Raw genomic sequence first — 18,598 nt, forward strand, 5'->3', positions numbered from 1 at the left:
TTTCACTCTATTCTTTGCTGTTCTACTTTTGGTGCTTCAACTGGATACGACACATAATCATACACTTCAATGACTTTCTTAACTCCAGAAACATTTGCGGCAATACTCGATGCTTGATTACCCTCGCTTTGGGTGACTACACCCATAAGATATACCACACCTTTCTCAGTGACCACTTTAAACTTCAGGCTATTGACGCCACTTGAAACCATCGATGAAATGACTTTAGAGGTAATCCAACTATCCGACAAATAATCCCCGATATCGACTGGATCACCGATAGTTAGCTGATTATAGACCACCTTAACACCAGGGATTTTAGCCATGCGATTAGCAAGCTCCGTTTTAAGCATCTCACTTGGGACTTGCCCCAATAGCAGCATAATATGGTTAAAGACTACTGGCTCAACATTGGAGTTGCCTTTCAGTGCGGGATAATCATTTAATAATGAAATCGCTTTAAATTGAATTGATTTATCCGAGGCATTGGTTTTACCATCGACACTACTGCCGGCAACATTGCTGCCAACAACAGCAGCTCCAGCGCCGGCGATCACAACTGGCGCACAAGCACTTAACAAACCAGCTAGACTAATGCCTAAAATAAGTGATGATATGACTTTAATATTGGTTGATGCTTTTCTTGCAACCTTGCTTTTCTTCTGTATTTTCTGTTTTTTCTGCTTTTGCTGCTTTTGGTGTTTGATTATATTCATCGATAAACTCCTGAAATATCGTGAGTGTATCCGCTAACACCTCACAACCGATGGATAATCTTAACAACCATGGTGAAACTTGTAATTGAATTTGTTGCAGTTTTTGAACATCTTTATGTGACATGCTTGCTGGATGACTCAAAGAGGAGTGTACCGCACCAAAACTCACCGTTTTTGGGAAATAGGATTTTAATTTCTGATAAAACTGCTCAAACTGCGCTTGATTAAAACACTCAACCGCTAAAAGCCCACCTAAAGACTCACAGTTTTCGCTAAGCCAATGCGCATGCTTTTGAGTTAAATCACCAACATAATAAATACTTTTAAAGCATTTACTTGCTTTTAATAACGCATAAACAGCTGCTGCATTTTTAGTTACTTCAGCCATGCGCAAATGCACTGTTTTTAAGCTTCTTGATAATAGCCATGCTTGAAATGGATCTAATGCATAACCTGTTTGGCGAATAATCTTTGCAATCTTTTCTTTAAACCGTGTATTAGTCGCAATCACGCCTGAGGTAACATCAGCGTGCCCTACGAGATACTTAGTAGATGATTGCAAAGCAATATCCGCACCAAACTTAAGCGGCATAAAACCGTATGATGACATCAATGAATTGTCAACCACTAAGCAAATATTGCACGCTTGCGTGATCTTAGCTAAATCAGCAATAGGCGCTATTTTCTGTAACGGATTAGACACCGTCTCGCATAACACCATCTTGGTTTTTGCACTTATTGCTTGTGTTAAATTATGAGGCTCTTGTAAGTCAATCTGCCTAATCACAATACCACGATCCTGACACATCTCTTCCAAGATAAACGATAACCCTGCGTAAAAATCACAACCAACAATAAGCTCATCACCTGCTTTTAGCATACTTAAGACAATATTAAGTGCTGACAAACCACTGCTAACCGCAAATGCAGCATGCGCTTCATCCAAAATAGCCAGTTGCGCTTCTAGATAGCGACGTGTTGGATTTTGCACCCGTGAATATTCAAATGCATTACTATTGTGTTGATCAAAGGTACTTACTTGATAAATAGGCATGCTCATCGCGTGATATGCGTCATCATTCTCAAGGTGCAATAAGCGCGTTATTCTACTGTTACTCATAATTTCTAAATCATTTATTCTTTATATTCTTTATATTTTTTATATTAGCCGACAAGACTCAACCCAACTCGCTGGCGTTCAAGGTCAATACTAATGACTTTAATCTGTGGCAATTGCTCATTCAAACTCACCACCTCGTTGGGATGACTGACGCGCTTAGTACTTAATTTAGAAATATGAATCATACCATCATTTTTTAAGCCTATATCGACAAAAACCCCAAAGTCTGTGATATTGCGCACAACACCTGAGACCATCATGCCGACTTTAAGCGAATCTATATCCAAGGCTTCAGCACTAAAGCTTACTTCAGGCAATTCATCACGTGGATCAAACCCAGGCTTTTGCAGTTCTTTAATAATATCTCTTAAGGTTGGCTCGCCAATCTTATACATTTTGGCAAAACTTACAATATCGATCTGCTTTAGTTCGTCATTTGATTTTGTTAATAACCCTCTAGCAATCGCATAATGTTCAGGATGCACACCGGTATTATCTAAAAGATCATGTGCCTCAGGAATACGCATAAAGCCTGAGCACTGCTCAAAGGCTTTATCGCCCAAGCCCTTGACTTTCTTAAGCTCCGCTATATTTTTAAAGCCACCCACTTTATTGCGATATGCTACGACTTCTTTTGCTAAACGTGGACTTAAGCCCGAAACATATGCCAATAGCTGCGCTGAGGCGGTATTTAAATTAACACCGACATTATTGACAACCGCTTCGGTAACATCACTTAATTTTTGTACCAATTTCTTTTGATCGACATCATGCTGATATTGACCGACACCTAGGGCTTTAGGATCAATTTTCACCAATGCTGCCATCGGATTTTGTAAGCGTTGCGCGATCGAAATAGCCCCTCTTACCGTAACATCTAACTGTGGATACTCCTCTTCCGCCACTTCAGAAGCTGAATACACCGAAGCGCCTGCTTCAGAAACAACAGTATAGCGAAGTTGATGCTCTGCTTGTTTATTATAATCAGCAAAGAAATCTTGTAACTCACGCGATGCCGTACCATTGCCAATCGCCACAGTATCAATTTGGTATTTTTTAACTAAATCATTGACGATCTTTTTAGCTTCTATTGTTTTGTTATGCGGCGGCGCTGGATATATAACGGCTTCTGCCAAGTACATACCTTTTTCATCAATAACGGCTAACTTAGCACCCGTTTTAAAACCAGGATCAACACCTAGCACAGCATGCGCTTTCACTGGTGGTACCATCAGTAAATGGCTTAAGTTATCAGCAAAAACATGTATTGCTGAGATTTCTGCTTTCTCTTTTAAAGTATTAATTACCTCGCGCTCAATTGATGGATATAACAATCGCTTGTAGCCATCATAATAAGCATCTATCAACAATGCTGACACGCCCGCAGCATGTCTTGGCAGCTTAAAACGTGTAATCGTTTCTTTATAGCGCTCATGATCTATTTCAATCTTAATGCTTAGTTCTTTCTCAGCCACGCCACGAAAGATCGCTAACAAGCGATGCCCAGGTATTTTATTAACATTGGATTGATATTGATCAAACTGCGCAAAGTTACCTTGGGCATTGCATGTTTTGGTCGCTTTAACCTGTAAGCTACCAAAACGCGATACCTGATCGCGCACATAGGCGCGCTCTTTGGCATTATCAGCATAAATTTCAGCAACAATATCCATCGCACCTTGTACTGCTTCATCAACGGTTTTTATACCATTTCTGACAAATGACTTAGCGCGATCATAAAATGCAGCCTCACTATCATAGGCTTTAAGTAGAATATCTGCTAACGGTTGCAGTCCTTTCTCAATCGCTACTTGCGCTCGCGTATTACGTTTTTGCTTAAAGGGCTGATAGATATCTTCTAAATCATTTAATGTATTGGCTTCATTAAGCGCTTTTTTTAATGACTCGTCATAAACACCACGCTCGGTTAAGGTATGAATAATTTCTTCTTTGCGCGTGTCAAATTTCTGTAAATACTGATAATACTCATAAAAATTTCTAAGCTCTGTATCACTCGCCCCACCTGTCATCTCTTTGCGATAACGCGCTATAAAGGGAATGGTTGCCCCTTCGCTTAACAGTGAAACAATATTCTCAGTGGCTTTAATCGACAATCCACTTTGTGTCGCAAGTTGCTGTAAATTCATGAAACATTTAGGCATGCTAATTATGCTTGCTATCTTCAGCGATTTCATTGCCGATGTCCATCATTAATTATAGCCACCCCACACTGACACGCTTGCAGATTTAGCAAGCTTAAGGCAAGCTGTCATCAACAATATTAGTAATGATGAAGAAATAAGTTACGCTATTTCTCACCTCTCCCCCTGCGGGAAAGATCGTGCAGCTCACGCTGCGCGAATAAGGGGAATAATTAAAACTCAACTTAATTCTTATTGATTACATACATTAAAGGAAACAAAGACATCTATGAAAAACGAAACCTATGCCAAAATTATCTACATCCTCTATATCGTCGGTCTATTTACCGGTATTACCGCGCTAATCGGGTTAATCATGGCGTATGTCAAAAGAAATGAACATGATGTGACACCCGCCCTTAAGACGCATTTTGATTTTCAGATAAAAACCTTTTGGTATGGTCTTATTTATCTGATCTTATCGATTATTTTAGCTTTTATTATCATCGGTTATCTTTTGTATATCTGGTGGGTGATTTGGCTCGTTGTTCGCACCATCAAAGGCTTTATGGCATTAGATAGTGACAAAGCTGTCACCGGTAAAGATGGTTTTTGGGGATTAGGCGAGTTTAATCTTGGCATCTCAAAATAAATTAGGACGCAGCCATTTCTCAGCTTCTGATATACTCATGCCTTTACGCTTGGCATAATCTTGAAGTTGATCTTCAGCAATTTTACCTACACCAAAATACTTACTCTCAGGATGCGCAAAATAAAGCCCACTAACACTTGCCGCAGGTGTTACTGCCATCGACTCAGTCAAATGCATCCCCATTTCAGGCGCGTTTAATAACTTAAATAGAGTTTCTTTTTCAGTGTGATCTGGACAAGCCGGATAGCCAAATGCTGGACGAATGCCACGATATTTACCTTTGATCAATGCCTCATTATCAAAGCACTCATCTGTAGCATACCCCCAAAACTCTTTGCGAATGCGCTCATGTAAATGCTCAGCAAAGCTCTCAGCCAAACGATCGGCTAATACTTTAAACATAATCGCATTATACTGGTCATGATTTTTCTCAAATGTTTTAAGCTGATCAGAGGTTTCAATCCCTGTGGTAACAGCAAACGCACCAATATAGTCATCGATATTAAGAGCTTTTGGCGCGATATAGTCGCTTAGTGCAACAAACGCCTTATTTGGATTACCCGTTTGTTGACGCAATGTCTGAAATCTTGCTAAGGTTGAGCCGTTTATATCATACACTTCAACATCATTACCAACACTATTGGCATGATACAAGCCATATACGGCATTAGCTTTAAGCCATTTCTCATCAATAATCTGCTTTAACATCTCTTTAGCATCACTAAAAAGCTTCTGCGCTTCTTGCCCTTTGTGCGGATCATGTAAAATTTTAGGATAACTCCCCTTTAATTCCCACGCATGGAAAAATGGACTCCAGTCAATCCGCTCAACAAGCTTTTGCAACGGGTAATCCGTTAATACAAATCGCCCTAACTGCTTAGGCTTTTGGATCGTCTGTTGATCAAACACCAATTTCAAGTTTTGATTATTGCATTTTTCATAGGCATAAATCTCACGCGCTTGTTTGCTCTTTTGGTAATGCGCAACCAGATGCTCATATTCAGTCTTGATCTTCTGATAGTAACTCTCTTTATTATCGCCTAAAAGATTTGCCATCGTTGACACCGCGCGCGATGCATCTAACACATGCACCGTTGGCAAGTCATGTTTTGGTAATATCTTCATCGCAGTATGAATCTTTGACGTGGTCGCACCACCAATCAAAAGGGGCAAATGGACATTTTGTGCTTTCATCTCACTGGCAACGGTAATCATCTCATCCAGTGACGGCGTAATAAGCCCGCTTAAACCAATCATATCGGCATTTTCTTTTTTGGCAGTTTCAATGATTTTCTGATAGGGCGTCATCACACCCAAGTCAATGACTTCATAGTTATTACATTGCAGCACCACTCCCACAATATTCTTACCGATATCATGGACATCGCCTTTGACTGTCGCAAGCACGATTTTGCCTTTAGCTTTTTGTGCTTGGGATTTCTCCTCTTGCAAAAATGGCTCAAGATAAGCAACTGCCTGCTTCATGACGCGTGCTGATTTGACCACTTGTGGCAGAAACATCTTACCCGAGCCAAACAAATCACCAACAGTATCCATCCCCTGCATCAAAGGACCTTCAATCACACTTAGAGGATTACCAAGTTCCATTCTTGCTGCTTCAGTATCTTCGATAATATATTGATTAATACCCTTCACTAAGGCATAGCTTAAACGCTCAGTCACCGGCTGTTTGCGCCAAGAAAGATCTTCTTTTTTATCCGTTTTTGTGCCCGACAAGGTTTGCGCATATTCGACAAGCTCATCAGCTGCCGCTTTACGTGTATTTAAAATCACCTCTTCAATGAGCTGTTTAAGTTTGGGATCAATATCTTCATAAATCGTGATTTGCCCGGCATTAACAATTCCCATATCCATACCTGCTTTAATCGCATGATATAAAAAGATCGAGTGAATAGCCTCACGCACCAAGTTATTACCACGAAAAGAAAATGAGACATTGCTAACGCCCCCTGAGATGCGCGCATGTGGGCAGCGCTTTTTGATCTCTCTTGTTGCTTCAATAAAATCAATACCATAACTATGATGCGCCTCAATACCTGTAGCAACAGCAAAGATATTCGGATCAAAAATAATATCCTCGGGCGGAAATCCAATCTTCTCGACCAAAAGATCATATGCTCGTTGACAAATATCAACCCGCTTTTGCAAAGTATCCGCTTGTCCTTGTTCATCAAATGCCATTACAACAATCGCAGCCCCGTAACGAAGCGCAAGCTTAGCATGCTTGATAAATTCGTCTTCTCCTTCTTTAAGACTAATCGAGTTAATGACACCCTTGCCTTGAATCTGTTGCAAACCCGTTTCAATCACCTCCCATTTTGAGGAGTCAATCATCATCGGTACTTTGGAGATATCAGGTTCAGTGGCGATAAGCTTTAAAAAACGCTCCATACAAGCTCGTGCATCTAGCATGCCATCATCCATATTGACATCAACGATTTGCGCGCCATTTTCAACTTGCTCTTGTGCAACATGAAGGGCTGCTTCAAAGTCCTGATCACGAATGAGTTTGGCAAACTTTAATGAGCCTGAGACATTAGTGCGCTCACCAATATTGATAAAGTTACTCTCAGGTGTCACCACTAAACTTTCTAAACCTGATAAACAGAGTGTTTTAGCTTTTTGTTTAATCACTCTTGGCGCTACATTTTCAATCAGCTTTGCCATCGCTTCAATATGCTCAGGTGTCGTGCCACAGCACCCACCCAGAATATTAACCAGATGGTGCTCAACAAATGGTTTAAGTTTATCTGCCATAATCTCAGGGGTTTCATCATAACCACCAAAAGCATTAGGAAGTCCCGCATTTGGATGCATGCTAACAAACCCCTCGGCAGTCTTTGCCAGAGCCTCAATATGCGGATATAAATCATCAGCACCCAAAGCACAATTAAGCCCAATCGATAAGGCTTTGGCATGCTTTAAACTATAGTAAAAAGCATCTACCGTTTGCCCTGATAAGGTGCGCCCACTTTGATCGGTAATCGTTCCTGACAACATCACAGGCATCGATATATTATGCTTTTCAAAATAATCTTCAATCGCATAAATCGCCGCTTTGGCATTTAGGGTATCAAAAATTGTCTCAACCAAGATAATATCAGAGCCCCCATCGATCACGCCACGCAAGTTCTCTTGATAGGCGCTCACCAATTGCATAAAAGTGATGTTTCTAAAGCCTGGATCACTGACATCTGGTGAAATGGATAAGGTACGATTTGTGGGACCCAACACGCCGGCAACAAAGCGCGGCTTATCTGTTGTCGTGTATTTTTGTGTCGCCCTTTTAGCGATTTTGGCGCCGGCTTTGGCAATCTCATAGACATGATCTTCAAGCGCGTAATCCGCCATAGAAATAGACGTACTATTAAAGGTATTGGTTTCAATAATATCAGCACCCGCTGCCAAGTACTTTTCATGAATCGTTTGAATAATCTCAGGTTGCGTTAAGTTCAATAAGTCATTATTGCCCTTTTGCTCTGATGTCACCTCCTTAAACATTCGCCCTCTATAGTCCATTTCAGTTAAATCATACGCTTGAATCATCGTGCCCATCGCACCATCAAGAAGTAAAATACGCATTTTCAATAACGATTGTAACTGCTCGTAAATAGACATAAATAGAGGTTCTTTGTTTAAGTAATAGGTAATCAATAAAAGTAACACGATTGTTTGGGGATGAGTAGGCTATTTTGCCCTGATTTTTTATAAATCATTTCCTGATTACCCACTTCGGGCATAGCAGCTAACTTTTATCTAGACATTTATAAATAAGCTCTGAGAATTCAGGGCAGCGTAAATAGCCGTAGGATTTATGCGGATTATGATGGTATTTACCAAGCTTTTTATTAAAAATCCCATAATCACTAAACACTAGTTGATCAACTACTTGCACACCTTGATGATTGGGACCATAAAGTGGTCCCAGTTTCAGCCGATAACATGCGACATCACGTGGATCAGAGAAGTTATACCAAGATTGCACCGCACTTGGCGTGCGTGGCTTATTCCTAAAATGCCCATCTGTAAGCTCTAAAAAAGGATGTTTGTAAGTAATGGCGTAAGTTAAGGGCGATCCCATAGTAATAAAGCATTTAATGTTAATATCCGGCAAGAATGAACGGATATTACGAAGCACATCATAGCAAATAATCGATCCCATCGAATGCCCGATAACAATAATTTCCTTACCCTCTTTAGCATGCACGCTTAGCGCATCGATCAGCTCACGCATCAAAATTTTACGTAATGGCCTTTTTTGCCCTTTACGATCATAAATCTCAACCTCGTCATTATAGTAATACGCCATATCACGAAAGAGTTTATTGGCTGCCCAAAAAGATACTGGGTCATATTGCTGAATTAGGTTAACGCATTTGCGTACTGCATTTTGCCCAAGCAAACCCATTCTTTTGATCAATGAGTCCGCATAACGTGGGAAATTTTCTTTTTCCAAATAATAGTAAGGCTCATCATCGTATAACTCATCAAAATAATATGCTTCATCATTATGCAGTGGATATTTATGCAAAAGATCAGCCCAATAGACCATTTGAAAATTTATACCTTCATCATAACCACAGGTTTTTTCAAGCCCTTCCTCAATAGCAGACTTCCACCATGTTTGGATGATTTCTTTGGCATTTTTATTTAACAGCCCATGCACACCTAATATAATTTTATCCATAATTTATGATGACTACCTGTTTATTGTTCTTATGCTAACGGATACACATACCGCCGATAAACCACATGATCAAAGTCTAATACGCGTAAATAAAAACACAAATAAAACAGGCAAATGAGTAGGCATTATCTATGGGTATATAACGTCAGTAAGTAAACTATGCCAACGAGTCTGACTTCAACCATACATTTAAACGCTCGTAAATTGACTCAGCAGAGATTGCCACCTCGCATGGCGCGAAAACATCTTTGGTAATCGGGCAAACTTTCTTTAAACAAGGCGAGCAGGTTAACTTCGATGACACATGTGTCACTTGTTTACCAATAGCACCTGTTAGCTTGGCGGATGTCGAGCCATACATGCCAATCACAGGCGCATTACAAGCCGCTGCCAAATGCGATAATCCGGTGTCAACAGAGACAATAGCATCACTTTTACTAAAAAGCTCAGCTAATTGCGTCAAGCTCATTTTATCCATAACAACGGCATTTTGATGATTCTGTGCTATCTCATGCGCTTGACGCTTTTCATCATCATTACCCCATGGTAAAAGAACTTTAATACCATCATCGACCAATAACCTCGCTAGTTGCTGCCAGTGTACTAGTGACCAATGCTTACTTGCCCACGTTGTGGCATGTAAAAAAACCACTTGTTTGTGCGTGCTTTGCTTATGCCATTGATAAGAAATACCATAGTCAACTTCACTTGAAACCGTATAGTTGAAAACTTTGGCAAACAGTGCTTTAACTCGCAAAATCGCGTGGCTCCCTTTGGCTACAGCAATTTTATGCTGATAAAAAAAGCTTGCGGCAGGTTCTCGTGCTGAGAGTTTATCTAAGCCATATTTGACACCTTTGGCACCCTTGGTAATCCACGCACTTTTCAACAGTCCTTGCGCATCGATAATATAATCATAACGCTTTGACTTAAGTTTCTTTTTAAACGCACGAATTTCAGTAAAATGCTTAAATATATTCTTACGCCATTTACGCACTTCCACTTCAAGCACTTCATTAACGGCTTGATGCCACTTAGGGATCTCGGCAAAAGCCTTTTCAACCACCCAGTCAAACTCAATCTCAGGCATTTGCTTTTTAGCTTCTGTTAACGCTGGTAGCGTATGCAGCACATCACCTAGAGATGATGTTTTCACAATTAAACATCTTTTCATTAACTTTTATAAATCATCATCTGTTTTATTATTGACGCCCACATTCTAATGATTTTTAAACGACAATGCTATGGGCACAAGTTAAAACGTTTTGTTAAAATAGCCATTAAAAGTCGTCACTCTATCATGTACAATACTCAGCATTGATATTTTTAGATAACTACGCCATGTCGACTGAAAGCACGCACACACCGATGATGCAGCAATATTTAACGATCAAATCTCAATACCCTGAGACACTTTTGTTTTATCGCATGGGCGATTTTTATGAGTTATTTTATGATGATGCGCACAAAGCCGCTAAACTTCTGGATATCAGCCTTACAACACGCGGCAAATCAAATGGTGAACCCATTGCTATGGCAGGTGTACCTTATCACGCTGCTGAGAATTATCTATCACGCTTGGTCAAACAAGGTTTAAGTGTAGCTATTTGTGAGCAAGTGGGAGATGTTACAAACAAAGGTCCCGTAGCACGCGAGGTTGTACGTGTTATTACTCCGGCAACTGTCGCTGAAGAAAGCTTTACCGATAGTCACGATAGCAATATTCTAATGGCAGTTTTTGAGAATAAAACACGTATAGGCATTGCCTATTTGGAGTTTACCCAAGGTGAGCTAAAAGTGCTTGAAATCAAACGTGAGGATAATACACTTCACGATCAGGTGCATCGCTTAAAAGCCAAAGAGTTACTGACTTGTGAATCAAGTTCCGATGAAATTCAGCCTAATCTGAGAAATGAACAAATCTCTATCCAAAAGCGTCCCGAGTGGGAATTTCAATTAATGGGTGCCAAAAAATTAATTCAACAGTATTTTGGTCAAAATGCCCTAACTGATGAGCTCAATAAAAAGCCTTTAGCCGTATCAGCCGCTGGTGCTTTACTCAATTATCTGGAGAATACGCAAAAAGCAACACCGAAACATCTACATAATATCACCATTGAATCTAATGAGAACTTATTAAATATTGACGCCTCAAGTCGACGTAATCTTGAGCTTGAAACAAGCCTCTCTGGCAAAGGCAATCACACACTTTTTGCGATTATCAATAAGTGTCAAACAGCACTTGGCAATCGCCTATTAAAGCAATGGTTTAAATCGCCAACAAAAGATCATCATATTTTGAATAGCCGTCAAGATGCAATACAAGATCTCATTCAGCAATCAGCCATTGATGGCATTCAGGAGTTGCTTAAGCAAACGCAAGATATCGAGCGCATTGCCTCACGTATTGCTTTAAATAGTGCCAAGCCCAAAGATCTAATTGCGCTGAGACATACCCTAAGTATTTTGCCTGATCTCAAAGCAACAATTGAAAACAACCAACATGATCCATTGCTTATAGCACATGCTAAGCATTTAACATTATTACCGCAAATTCTCGCACTTTTAAATGCATCTTTAGTTGATGAACCACCGATCACCATTCGCGATGGCGGTGTAATAAAGGAAGGTTTTGATGCACATCTTGATGAATTGCGAAACATCAGTCAGCATGCGGGTGACTATTTAATTCAACTTGAGCAACAACAGCGTGAACGCACAGGAATAAACACATTAAAGGTTAGCTTTAATAAAGTGCATGGTTACTATATTGAAATATCGAAAGCGCATAAAGTAGAGCTGCCAGTTGATTACACGCGCCGACAAACACTCAAAAATGCTGAGCGTTACATCACACCTGAGCTTAAATCCTTTGAAGATAAGATTCTAAGCAGTGCGGAAAAAGCACTCGCCTATGAGAAAAGCCTATATCAGGATATTTTAGAAGAGATTCTTGTGGTGTACCAAGATCTGCAACAAACGGCAAAAGCAATTGCTGAGATTGATGTCTTAAGCAATTTAGCAGAGCGTGCGATCACCTTAAAATTAAATCGTCCGCAATTATCAAAAGATAAGGTTTTGGATATCAAAGACGGACGTCACTTAGTGATTGAAGCTTTATCTAAATCGCCCTTTATTGCTAATAGTAATCGCTTAGATCAGCAAAAGCACTTACAAATCATTACCGGACCCAATATGGGCGGGAAATCCACCTATATGCGTCAGATCGCGCATATTGTGTTTCTTACCCATTTAGGGTCTTTTATTCCCGCGCAAAGTGCATTAATTGGTGATATTGATGCGATTTACACACGCATTGGCGCATCCGATGATATTAGCTCTGGGCGTTCAACTTTTATGGTGGAGATGACCGAGTGTGCACATATCTTGCGTCATGCAACGGATAAGAGCCTTGTGCTAATGGACGAGATTGGACGCGGCACCAGTACGTTTGATGGCTTAGCACTGGCAATGGCATGTGCTGAAAAGCTGTTAAAAATCGAAGCTTATACACTTTTTGCCACACATTATTTTGAATTGACTCACTTGGCTGCACAATACCCTACTTTAGAGAATATCCACTTTGAGGCAACAGAATATAAAGATAACATTATTTTTTTGCATCAAGCCAAACCAGGCGCCGCACTTAAAAGCTATGGTATTCAAGTAGCAAAGCTCGCAGGCGTGCCCCATGATGTGTTAAAGAATGCCAAAAAGATTCTATCACGCCTAGAGATGCGCGATAACGATCCTTACGCGCCTATTCAGCAAAGTTTGGACTTTAGTTTCACAGCTCACCATGACCATGATGACAAACATGATAATAGCATAGCGCATGATTATGAATTGGTGATTGAAAAGCTTAAAGCACTCGATCCTAACAAACTCACCCCAATTGAAGCAATGATGACACTATTTGACCTAAAATCAACACTTGAAGCAACAGAAAAACAACTGATTTAAATTCGTTATATTTTATCGGCTAAGACTATATATTCAGCGATAAGTGCTAACCCGCACTCTGAGCATTAGTCAAAGCCATATGTCCTCTCTCTCCCTTCGACTTTACAATCATACTTTGCTAAACTTTAAAACAATTGAAAAGTGATTAGCGCTAAAACCATGAATGAAGTACAAAAAAATCTCCCCATCGGTGATTCTACTCTTACTCAAATTAGAGCAAGAAATGCCATCTATGTTGATAAAACTCGACATTTATTACAGATGATTAACTCAGGGCGGTACTTCTTTTTATCACGTCCTAGACGCTTTGGCAAAAGCTTAACCCTTGATACGTTAAAACAGCTTTTTCTAGGTAATAGAGCGCTATTTAAAGACACCTTTGCAGAGACTAATTGGGATTGGGATGTCACTTATCCTGTTATTCATCTAAGCTTTGGTGGATCAAGCGCTTATAATAGTGAAAAAACAACATTAGATATTATTGAATTCACTTTAGAGGAACATGCAAAGGCACATGATCTCTCACTTCCCAAACGAGATTATGGTGCTCAACTGCATTATCTCATTAGAGCATTACATGAAAAATACAATCAACCTGTTGTCTTACTTGTCGATGAATACGACAAACCAATTTTAGATGTCATCACCGATGAGCACGCAGCAATACGTAATCGTGAAATATTAAAGGGGGTTTATAGTGTTATTAAGGATAATGATGCGCACTTAAAGTTTGTTTTGCTCACAGGAGTAACCCGATTCTCTAAAGTCAGTTTATTCTCAGGTCTTAATAATCTTGAAGATATTAGTTTAATGCAACCTTATGCAGATATCTGTGGTTATACGCAAAGTGAGCTTGAATCTGCATTTCAAGACTATTTAATCGATGTTGACAAAGACAAGCTTAAAAAATGGTATAACGGCTATAACTTTGGCGGTCATGCGCAGCAAAAGGTTTATAATCCTTATGACATCTTACTCTTTATCCGTAATCAATATGAGTACCGCGATTATTGGTTTCAAACGGGGACTCCCTCATTTTTAATCCAACTGCTGCAAAAGCATCGCTATCGCGTCCCTGACTTTGAAAACTATCAAGTACAAGCGCGCTTTATTGACAGCATTGATGTAAAAAATATCCCACTTGAAGCATTGCTATTTCAAGCAGGATACTTGACCATCAAAGAAAAAATAAACATTGGCATGCAAATCGGTTATCGCCTGAAGTACCCTAATCTCGAGGTCAAAGCCGCTTTCAATAATTGTGTCTCGCTCATTGGCACAAACTCGCACGCCAATGCGGTTAACACTAGCCGCCTAAGTGACAGTTTACTGTCTGATGATTGGCAAATGTTTTATGATTGTGTGGTCGCCCTGTACGCCTCTATCCCTAATGAATGGTATCGCAATAACCCCATTCAAGATTATGAAGGTTTTTATTGCACAGTGATCTATAGTTATCTAACCGCACTTGGTTATGATGTGGTAGCTGAAGACTCCACCGCAATTGGGCGCATTGATATATCGATTGTGATCCCTGATTACAAGGTCATTATTCTTGAGCTTAAAGTCGCGAATGATAAAGATCTCTCTAAAGACGCATTACAACAAATTATTGACAAAAACTACGCCCATAAATTTTTGCATCTAGGTTTGCCAATTTATCAAGTCGGCATTTCCTTTGATCAAAATACTCGCGCAGTCAATGGCTTTGTGGTTGAACCGTTTTTAAATGATGAGAATTAGTTCTGTACAGAGATGCTGTAAATTGCTTTGTGATGGCTATATACCAAGGCGAATCGCACTACACTATTTGATCTTAAATCAGCGCTTAAAACCGTAGATAAACAACTGGTTTAAATTCGTTACATTTTGTGCAAAATTATTTAGCATTTGCGCATTGCAATCGCTTTAACTCAAAGTCATAATGCTTTTTCGTTTATTAAAAACCCTGATGAACTTTGAAAGCGACAATAACAACCAATAAAGTACATTTAAGTTTATTCATCTGGTTTTTGGGTGCATTTTTCTTCTTTTGTGAGTACTTTCTGCGCGTCTCCCCTAGTGTCATGTTGCCTGAGCTTTCTGACAAGTTCTCAGTCACTGCCGCGGGACTTGGTGCTTTATCTGCCTTTTTCTACTATCCATACATTCTTATGCAAATTCCTGTTGGTATGATTACCGATAAATTTGGGCCTAAAAAAGTGATGATGCTAGCTGCTTTTATCACTGGTGTTGCTTGTATTATTTTTGCTCTTGCCAATAGCTTAACACTTGCCATTATTGCACGTATGCTCATGGTTTTTTGTGGTGCATTTGCGTTTGTCGGCACACTGCGTTTAGCGATTAACTTCTTCACACCGAGCATCTTTGCCATGCTCACTGGCATCACCCAAGCCATGGGCATGCTTGGCGCTGCTGTTGGTGAAGCGCCAATGAGTATTTATGTGCATCATGTTGGTGTTGAGGTCGCGATGCTTAGTTTTGCGATATTATTTTTCATCATTGGTCTTCTTATGCTGTGGATGAGCAAACACAATGCAACGAAGCAACCGTTTGCAGCGATTAACAATAGCAGCAAAATATCCCACGGCATTAAAGAAGTGATAAAGAATAAAGCACTATGGCTAAACTGCCTGTTTATTGGTTGCTTATATGGACCAACAACCGTTTTTGCCGAGATGTGGGGTGCGTCATTTACTGCGAGCTTCAGAGGGTTAACACACACAGATGCCGCCTTTACCACCAGTCTTATTTTTATTGGCATGGTGTTTGGTTGCCCTTTGTTTGGTTTTTTAAACAGTATTTGCAACGCACTGCAATTGATGCGTTTATCCGCTTTGCTTTGTCTTATCTTAATGATTGTGATTATTTATGTGCCGAGATTATCGCTACTTGAATTACAGATAATTTATTTTTGTTATGGGATTTGTAATGCTGGAATCATTCCTTCTTATAATCGTTCTGCCCTTTTGGTACCACGCCAATACTCAGGCATAGCACTTGGTATTACTAATATGTTCTCAGTTTTATTAGGCGCAATATGCATTCAACTTGTCGGCATTTTGATTCATCTAGTCATTAGCAATCAAATGCAAAGCACACATATCTATCCGGCTGAAATCTATCAACGCATATTTATACTGATTATCGTCTTATTCTGTATTTGTTTGGCACTCTCTTTCAAAATGAAATCCATCTCAAAATCAACATCACTTGCACACGTTTCGTAACATTAACGTAATTCGATATAAAAAAGTACAAACCCTGTTGGATTTACTGCAAACCCTCGTTAAAATGAACGCCTGTTCTAATTTTGGGTTTTACAAGACAGTATAACGATTAATGATCAACAAAATTTGCCATGTGCCAACGATACAACAAGATACTGATTACATAAATACTTTGTCAAAATCGTGTAATTTTAGTATTTTTACGACTATTCATCACTACTTTCAGCTAGCATCTACTATGCTAAATAATGACTTCAGTGCTTTTTGCTCTATAATGATTAAACGCATAAAGCAATTTGAGATTAAAGGAAATCAATATGCACGGATTTAGAAGCCCGCAAATCTATTTAAAAACATTTATCATCGGTCTTTTGGTGATTGCTGGCATTATCTATTTTGAGCTAACGGGTTTAAAGCCTTGTCCTATGTGCTTACTACAACAATTTGCTATTCTATTTATTAGCATTATTGCACTTATCGCCCTTATTCATAAGCCTAAAATAAAGGGGGGTGCGTATTTATAGTTTTATCCTTGGTGTAATTGCATTACTTGGCGCCTTAGTTGCCTTAAAGCAAGTTTGGATGCAGATAAACCCAAGTGAATATATCGGCAGCTGTGAAGCAGGTGTCGATAGTTTATTTCAAAATCTACCTTTTTTGGACTTCTTAAAGTCACTTTTCACAAGTGGACCTGACTGCTCACAAGTTGACTGGCAACTGTTTGGCTTAAGCATGGCAAGTTATAGTTTTATTATCTTTATCGTACTTAGTACGCTACATTTTTGGCAGTTTCTATTTTATAACCATCGCAATTTAATAAATAAAACAAAAAATATGAAAACAGAAGGATAAATCATGGCTGAACTCTCCCTAAAAGCACCTAAGAAAAAGCTTATTAAAGCTTTTATCATCGTCATTGCCATTCTTGTCGTTATCTTTGGCGGCATCTTTGGCTTTGCCAGTTTTGTCAACGGTAAAAAGGCTTCAGCCATGGCAACTTGGAAAATGCAAGCACCTGAAGTCACTGCTACTGATGCTAAATCTGAAACGTGGTACCCAAGTGTTAAAACCATTGGTGAAGCTGTCGCCATCCAAAATGTCAATGTTACCGCTCAAGCTTCAGGCTTGGTATCAACCATCTCTTTTGAGGCTGGACAAATGGTTAAAAAAGGTGATGTGTTATTCACACTTGATACGCAACAGTTACAAGCACAGCTAAAGCAAGCACAAGCTGATCTAGCATTAGCCAAAATCACTTATCAGCGTGATCTTGACTTAATGAAAAGCCAAGCGGTTTCACAACAAACAGCGGATGAGTCACACGCAAAATATGAAGCCAACCTTGCTAATGTTGAATCGATTCAAGCTGATATCAACTATCGCACGGTAAAAGCACCATTTGATGGTAAGATTGGTTTGCGTCAAATTAGCTTAGGTCAATACTTTAGTGCTGGCAACAGTGCAGCAACGCTAACTGAAATATCACCGATTTACATAGATTTTAGTATTCCACAAAATAACTTTAGCAATGTTAAAGTTGGCGGTGACATTGAGTTTACTTCTGACTCCTATCCAGGTGTTACTTTCAAGGCAAAAATCACTGCCATTAACTCACAAATCACCAGTGATAACAGAGCACTTAACATTCAAGCAACCTTTGATAACAAGGATCAACAACATTTGATCTACCCTGGTATGTTCCTTGATGTCAGTTTAATTCTTCCTCCGATTCCAAACACCATCATTATCCCGCGAAATGCCGTAAGCTATACCCTATATGGTGAAACAGTTTATGTACTTGAACCTGACTCAAAAGATGGTCAACCTGTGATGTCTGAATACAGCGCTATGAAAGATGGACAGGTTCAGCTCGTATCGACAGGTAAACAGCAATACACAGCTAAGCAGGTTCCAGTGAAAACGACTATGACTAATGATAATAAAGTCATCGTTGAAGGCATTAAAGCTGGTGACATGGTGGCGACCTCTGGTCAAAACAAACTGCAAAACGGTGTTAGTGTTGTTATCAATAATGACGTTGACTTCAAAAACAACCCATAGGAAAACG

13 protein-coding genes are annotated in these 18,598 nt (G+C 39.6%); 7 read left to right on the forward strand and 6 right to left on the reverse strand.

Annotated features, from left to right (window positions below; all coding sequences use genetic code 11):
• Positions 1 to 2: 2 nt before the first annotated feature.
• From DNJ75_RS04010 to DNJ75_RS04020, 3 genes are read right to left on the reverse strand one after another with little or no spacing between them, the layout of a single operon-like run.
• Complete coding sequence (locus tag DNJ75_RS04010) at positions 3 to 716, reverse strand: BON domain-containing protein (protein ID WP_117001897.1); 714 nt, start codon at positions 714 to 716, stop codon at positions 3 to 5.
• Complete coding sequence (locus DNJ75_RS04015) at positions 622 to 1,836, reverse strand: trans-sulfuration enzyme family protein (RefSeq protein ID WP_117001898.1); 1,215 nt, start codon at positions 1,834 to 1,836, stop codon at positions 622 to 624. The genes DNJ75_RS04010 and DNJ75_RS04015 overlap by 95 nt, the downstream gene beginning before the upstream one ends.
• Positions 1,837 to 1,880: 44 nt before the next feature.
• Positions 1,881 to 3,998 carry a helix-hairpin-helix domain-containing protein gene (locus tag DNJ75_RS04020; protein WP_224742262.1) on the reverse strand — a complete coding sequence of 706 codons (2,118 nt, stop codon included), beginning with the start codon at positions 3,996 to 3,998 and terminating at the stop codon, positions 1,881 to 1,883.
• 268 nt (positions 3,999 to 4,266) lie between these two features.
• Here DNJ75_RS04020 and DNJ75_RS04025 point away from each other — a divergent pair, with 268 nt between their 5' ends.
• A complete protein-coding gene (locus tag DNJ75_RS04025) occupies positions 4,267 to 4,629 on the forward strand; it encodes a DUF4870 family protein (RefSeq protein ID WP_117001899.1) in 363 nt (120 codons plus the stop codon).
• Here DNJ75_RS04025 and metH read toward each other — a convergent pair.
• From metH to waaC, 3 genes are all read right to left on the reverse strand, one after another.
• Positions 4,621 to 8,268: a methionine synthase gene (gene metH / locus DNJ75_RS04030; RefSeq protein WP_117001900.1), complete on the reverse strand. Its 3,648-nt coding sequence runs from the start codon at positions 8,266 to 8,268 to the stop codon at positions 4,621 to 4,623. The two genes, DNJ75_RS04025 and metH, sit on opposite strands and share 9 nt — an antisense overlap.
• A gap of 127 nt (positions 8,269 to 8,395) precedes the next feature.
• Positions 8,396 to 9,337: a lipase/acyltransferase domain-containing protein gene (locus DNJ75_RS04035; protein ID WP_117001901.1), complete on the reverse strand. Its 942-nt coding sequence runs from the start codon at positions 9,335 to 9,337 to the stop codon at positions 8,396 to 8,398.
• Between the two features lie 157 nt (positions 9,338 to 9,494).
• Positions 9,495 to 10,493 carry a lipopolysaccharide heptosyltransferase I gene (gene waaC / locus DNJ75_RS04040; protein ID WP_157968195.1) on the reverse strand — a complete coding sequence of 333 codons (999 nt, stop codon included), beginning with the start codon at positions 10,491 to 10,493 and terminating at the stop codon, positions 9,495 to 9,497.
• A gap of 185 nt (positions 10,494 to 10,678) precedes the next feature.
• Between waaC and mutS the strand changes: the two genes are divergently transcribed.
• The 6 genes from mutS to DNJ75_RS04070 all read left to right on the forward strand — a co-directional run bounded on the left by mutS (position 10,679) and on the right by DNJ75_RS04070 (position 18,591).
• The gene (gene mutS, locus DNJ75_RS04045) at positions 10,679 to 13,300 is read left to right on the forward strand and encodes a DNA mismatch repair protein MutS (RefSeq protein ID WP_117001903.1); all 2,622 of its coding nucleotides are present in this window, start codon (positions 10,679 to 10,681) and stop codon (positions 13,298 to 13,300) included.
• A 159-nt stretch (positions 13,301 to 13,459) separates the two neighbouring features.
• Complete coding sequence (locus tag DNJ75_RS04050; RefSeq protein ID WP_117001904.1) at positions 13,460 to 15,043, forward strand: ATP-binding protein; 1,584 nt, start codon at positions 13,460 to 13,462, stop codon at positions 15,041 to 15,043.
• Positions 15,044 to 15,258: 215 nt separating this feature from the next.
• Positions 15,259 to 16,530: an MFS transporter gene (locus tag DNJ75_RS04055; RefSeq protein ID WP_150468930.1), complete on the forward strand. Its 1,272-nt coding sequence runs from the start codon at positions 15,259 to 15,261 to the stop codon at positions 16,528 to 16,530.
• 317 nt (positions 16,531 to 16,847) lie between these two features.
• Positions 16,848 to 17,054, forward strand: coding sequence for a disulfide bond formation protein B (locus DNJ75_RS15710; protein ID WP_117001906.1), 207 nt, complete (start codon positions 16,848 to 16,850; stop codon positions 17,052 to 17,054).
• On the forward strand, positions 17,041 to 17,382 hold the full coding sequence (locus DNJ75_RS15715) for a disulfide bond formation protein B (RefSeq protein ID WP_117001907.1): 342 nt from the start codon (positions 17,041 to 17,043) through the stop codon (positions 17,380 to 17,382). The genes DNJ75_RS15710 and DNJ75_RS15715 overlap by 14 nt, the downstream gene beginning before the upstream one ends.
• Before the next feature lie 3 nt (positions 17,383 to 17,385).
• Positions 17,386 to 18,591: an efflux RND transporter periplasmic adaptor subunit gene (locus DNJ75_RS04070; protein WP_117001908.1), complete on the forward strand. Its 1,206-nt coding sequence runs from the start codon at positions 17,386 to 17,388 to the stop codon at positions 18,589 to 18,591.
• Positions 18,592 to 18,598 lie beyond the last annotated feature (7 nt).

The organism is Cysteiniphilum litorale (assembly GCF_003428165.1).
Lineage (GTDB): Bacteria > Pseudomonadota > Gammaproteobacteria > Francisellales > Francisellaceae > Caedibacter > Caedibacter litoralis.

Coding starts and splice junctions, on each gene's coding strand:
- metH (WP_117001900.1), bottom strand. CDS start 8,268: ATGTCTATTTACGAGCAGTTACAATCGTTATTGAAAATGCGTATTTTA.
- DNJ75_RS04020 (WP_224742262.1), bottom strand. CDS start 3,998: ATGCCTAAATGTTTCATGAATTTACAGCAACTTGCGACACAAAGTGGA.
- DNJ75_RS04050 (WP_117001904.1), top strand. CDS start 13,460: ATGAATGAAGTACAAAAAAATCTCCCCATCGGTGATTCTACTCTTACT.
- DNJ75_RS04035 (WP_117001901.1), bottom strand. CDS start 9,337: ATGGATAAAATTATATTAGGTGTGCATGGGCTGTTAAATAAAAATGCC.
- DNJ75_RS04025 (WP_117001899.1), top strand. CDS start 4,267: ATGAAAAACGAAACCTATGCCAAAATTATCTACATCCTCTATATCGTC.
- DNJ75_RS04010 (WP_117001897.1), bottom strand. CDS start 716: ATGAATATAATCAAACACCAAAAGCAGCAAAAGCAGAAAAAACAGAAA.
- DNJ75_RS04070 (WP_117001908.1), top strand. CDS start 17,386: ATGGCTGAACTCTCCCTAAAAGCACCTAAGAAAAAGCTTATTAAAGCT.
- DNJ75_RS04015 (WP_117001898.1), bottom strand. CDS start 1,836: ATGAGTAACAGTAGAATAACGCGCTTATTGCACCTTGAGAATGATGAC.
- DNJ75_RS15710 (WP_117001906.1), top strand. CDS start 16,848: ATGCACGGATTTAGAAGCCCGCAAATCTATTTAAAAACATTTATCATC.
- mutS (WP_117001903.1), top strand. CDS start 10,679: ATGTCGACTGAAAGCACGCACACACCGATGATGCAGCAATATTTAACG.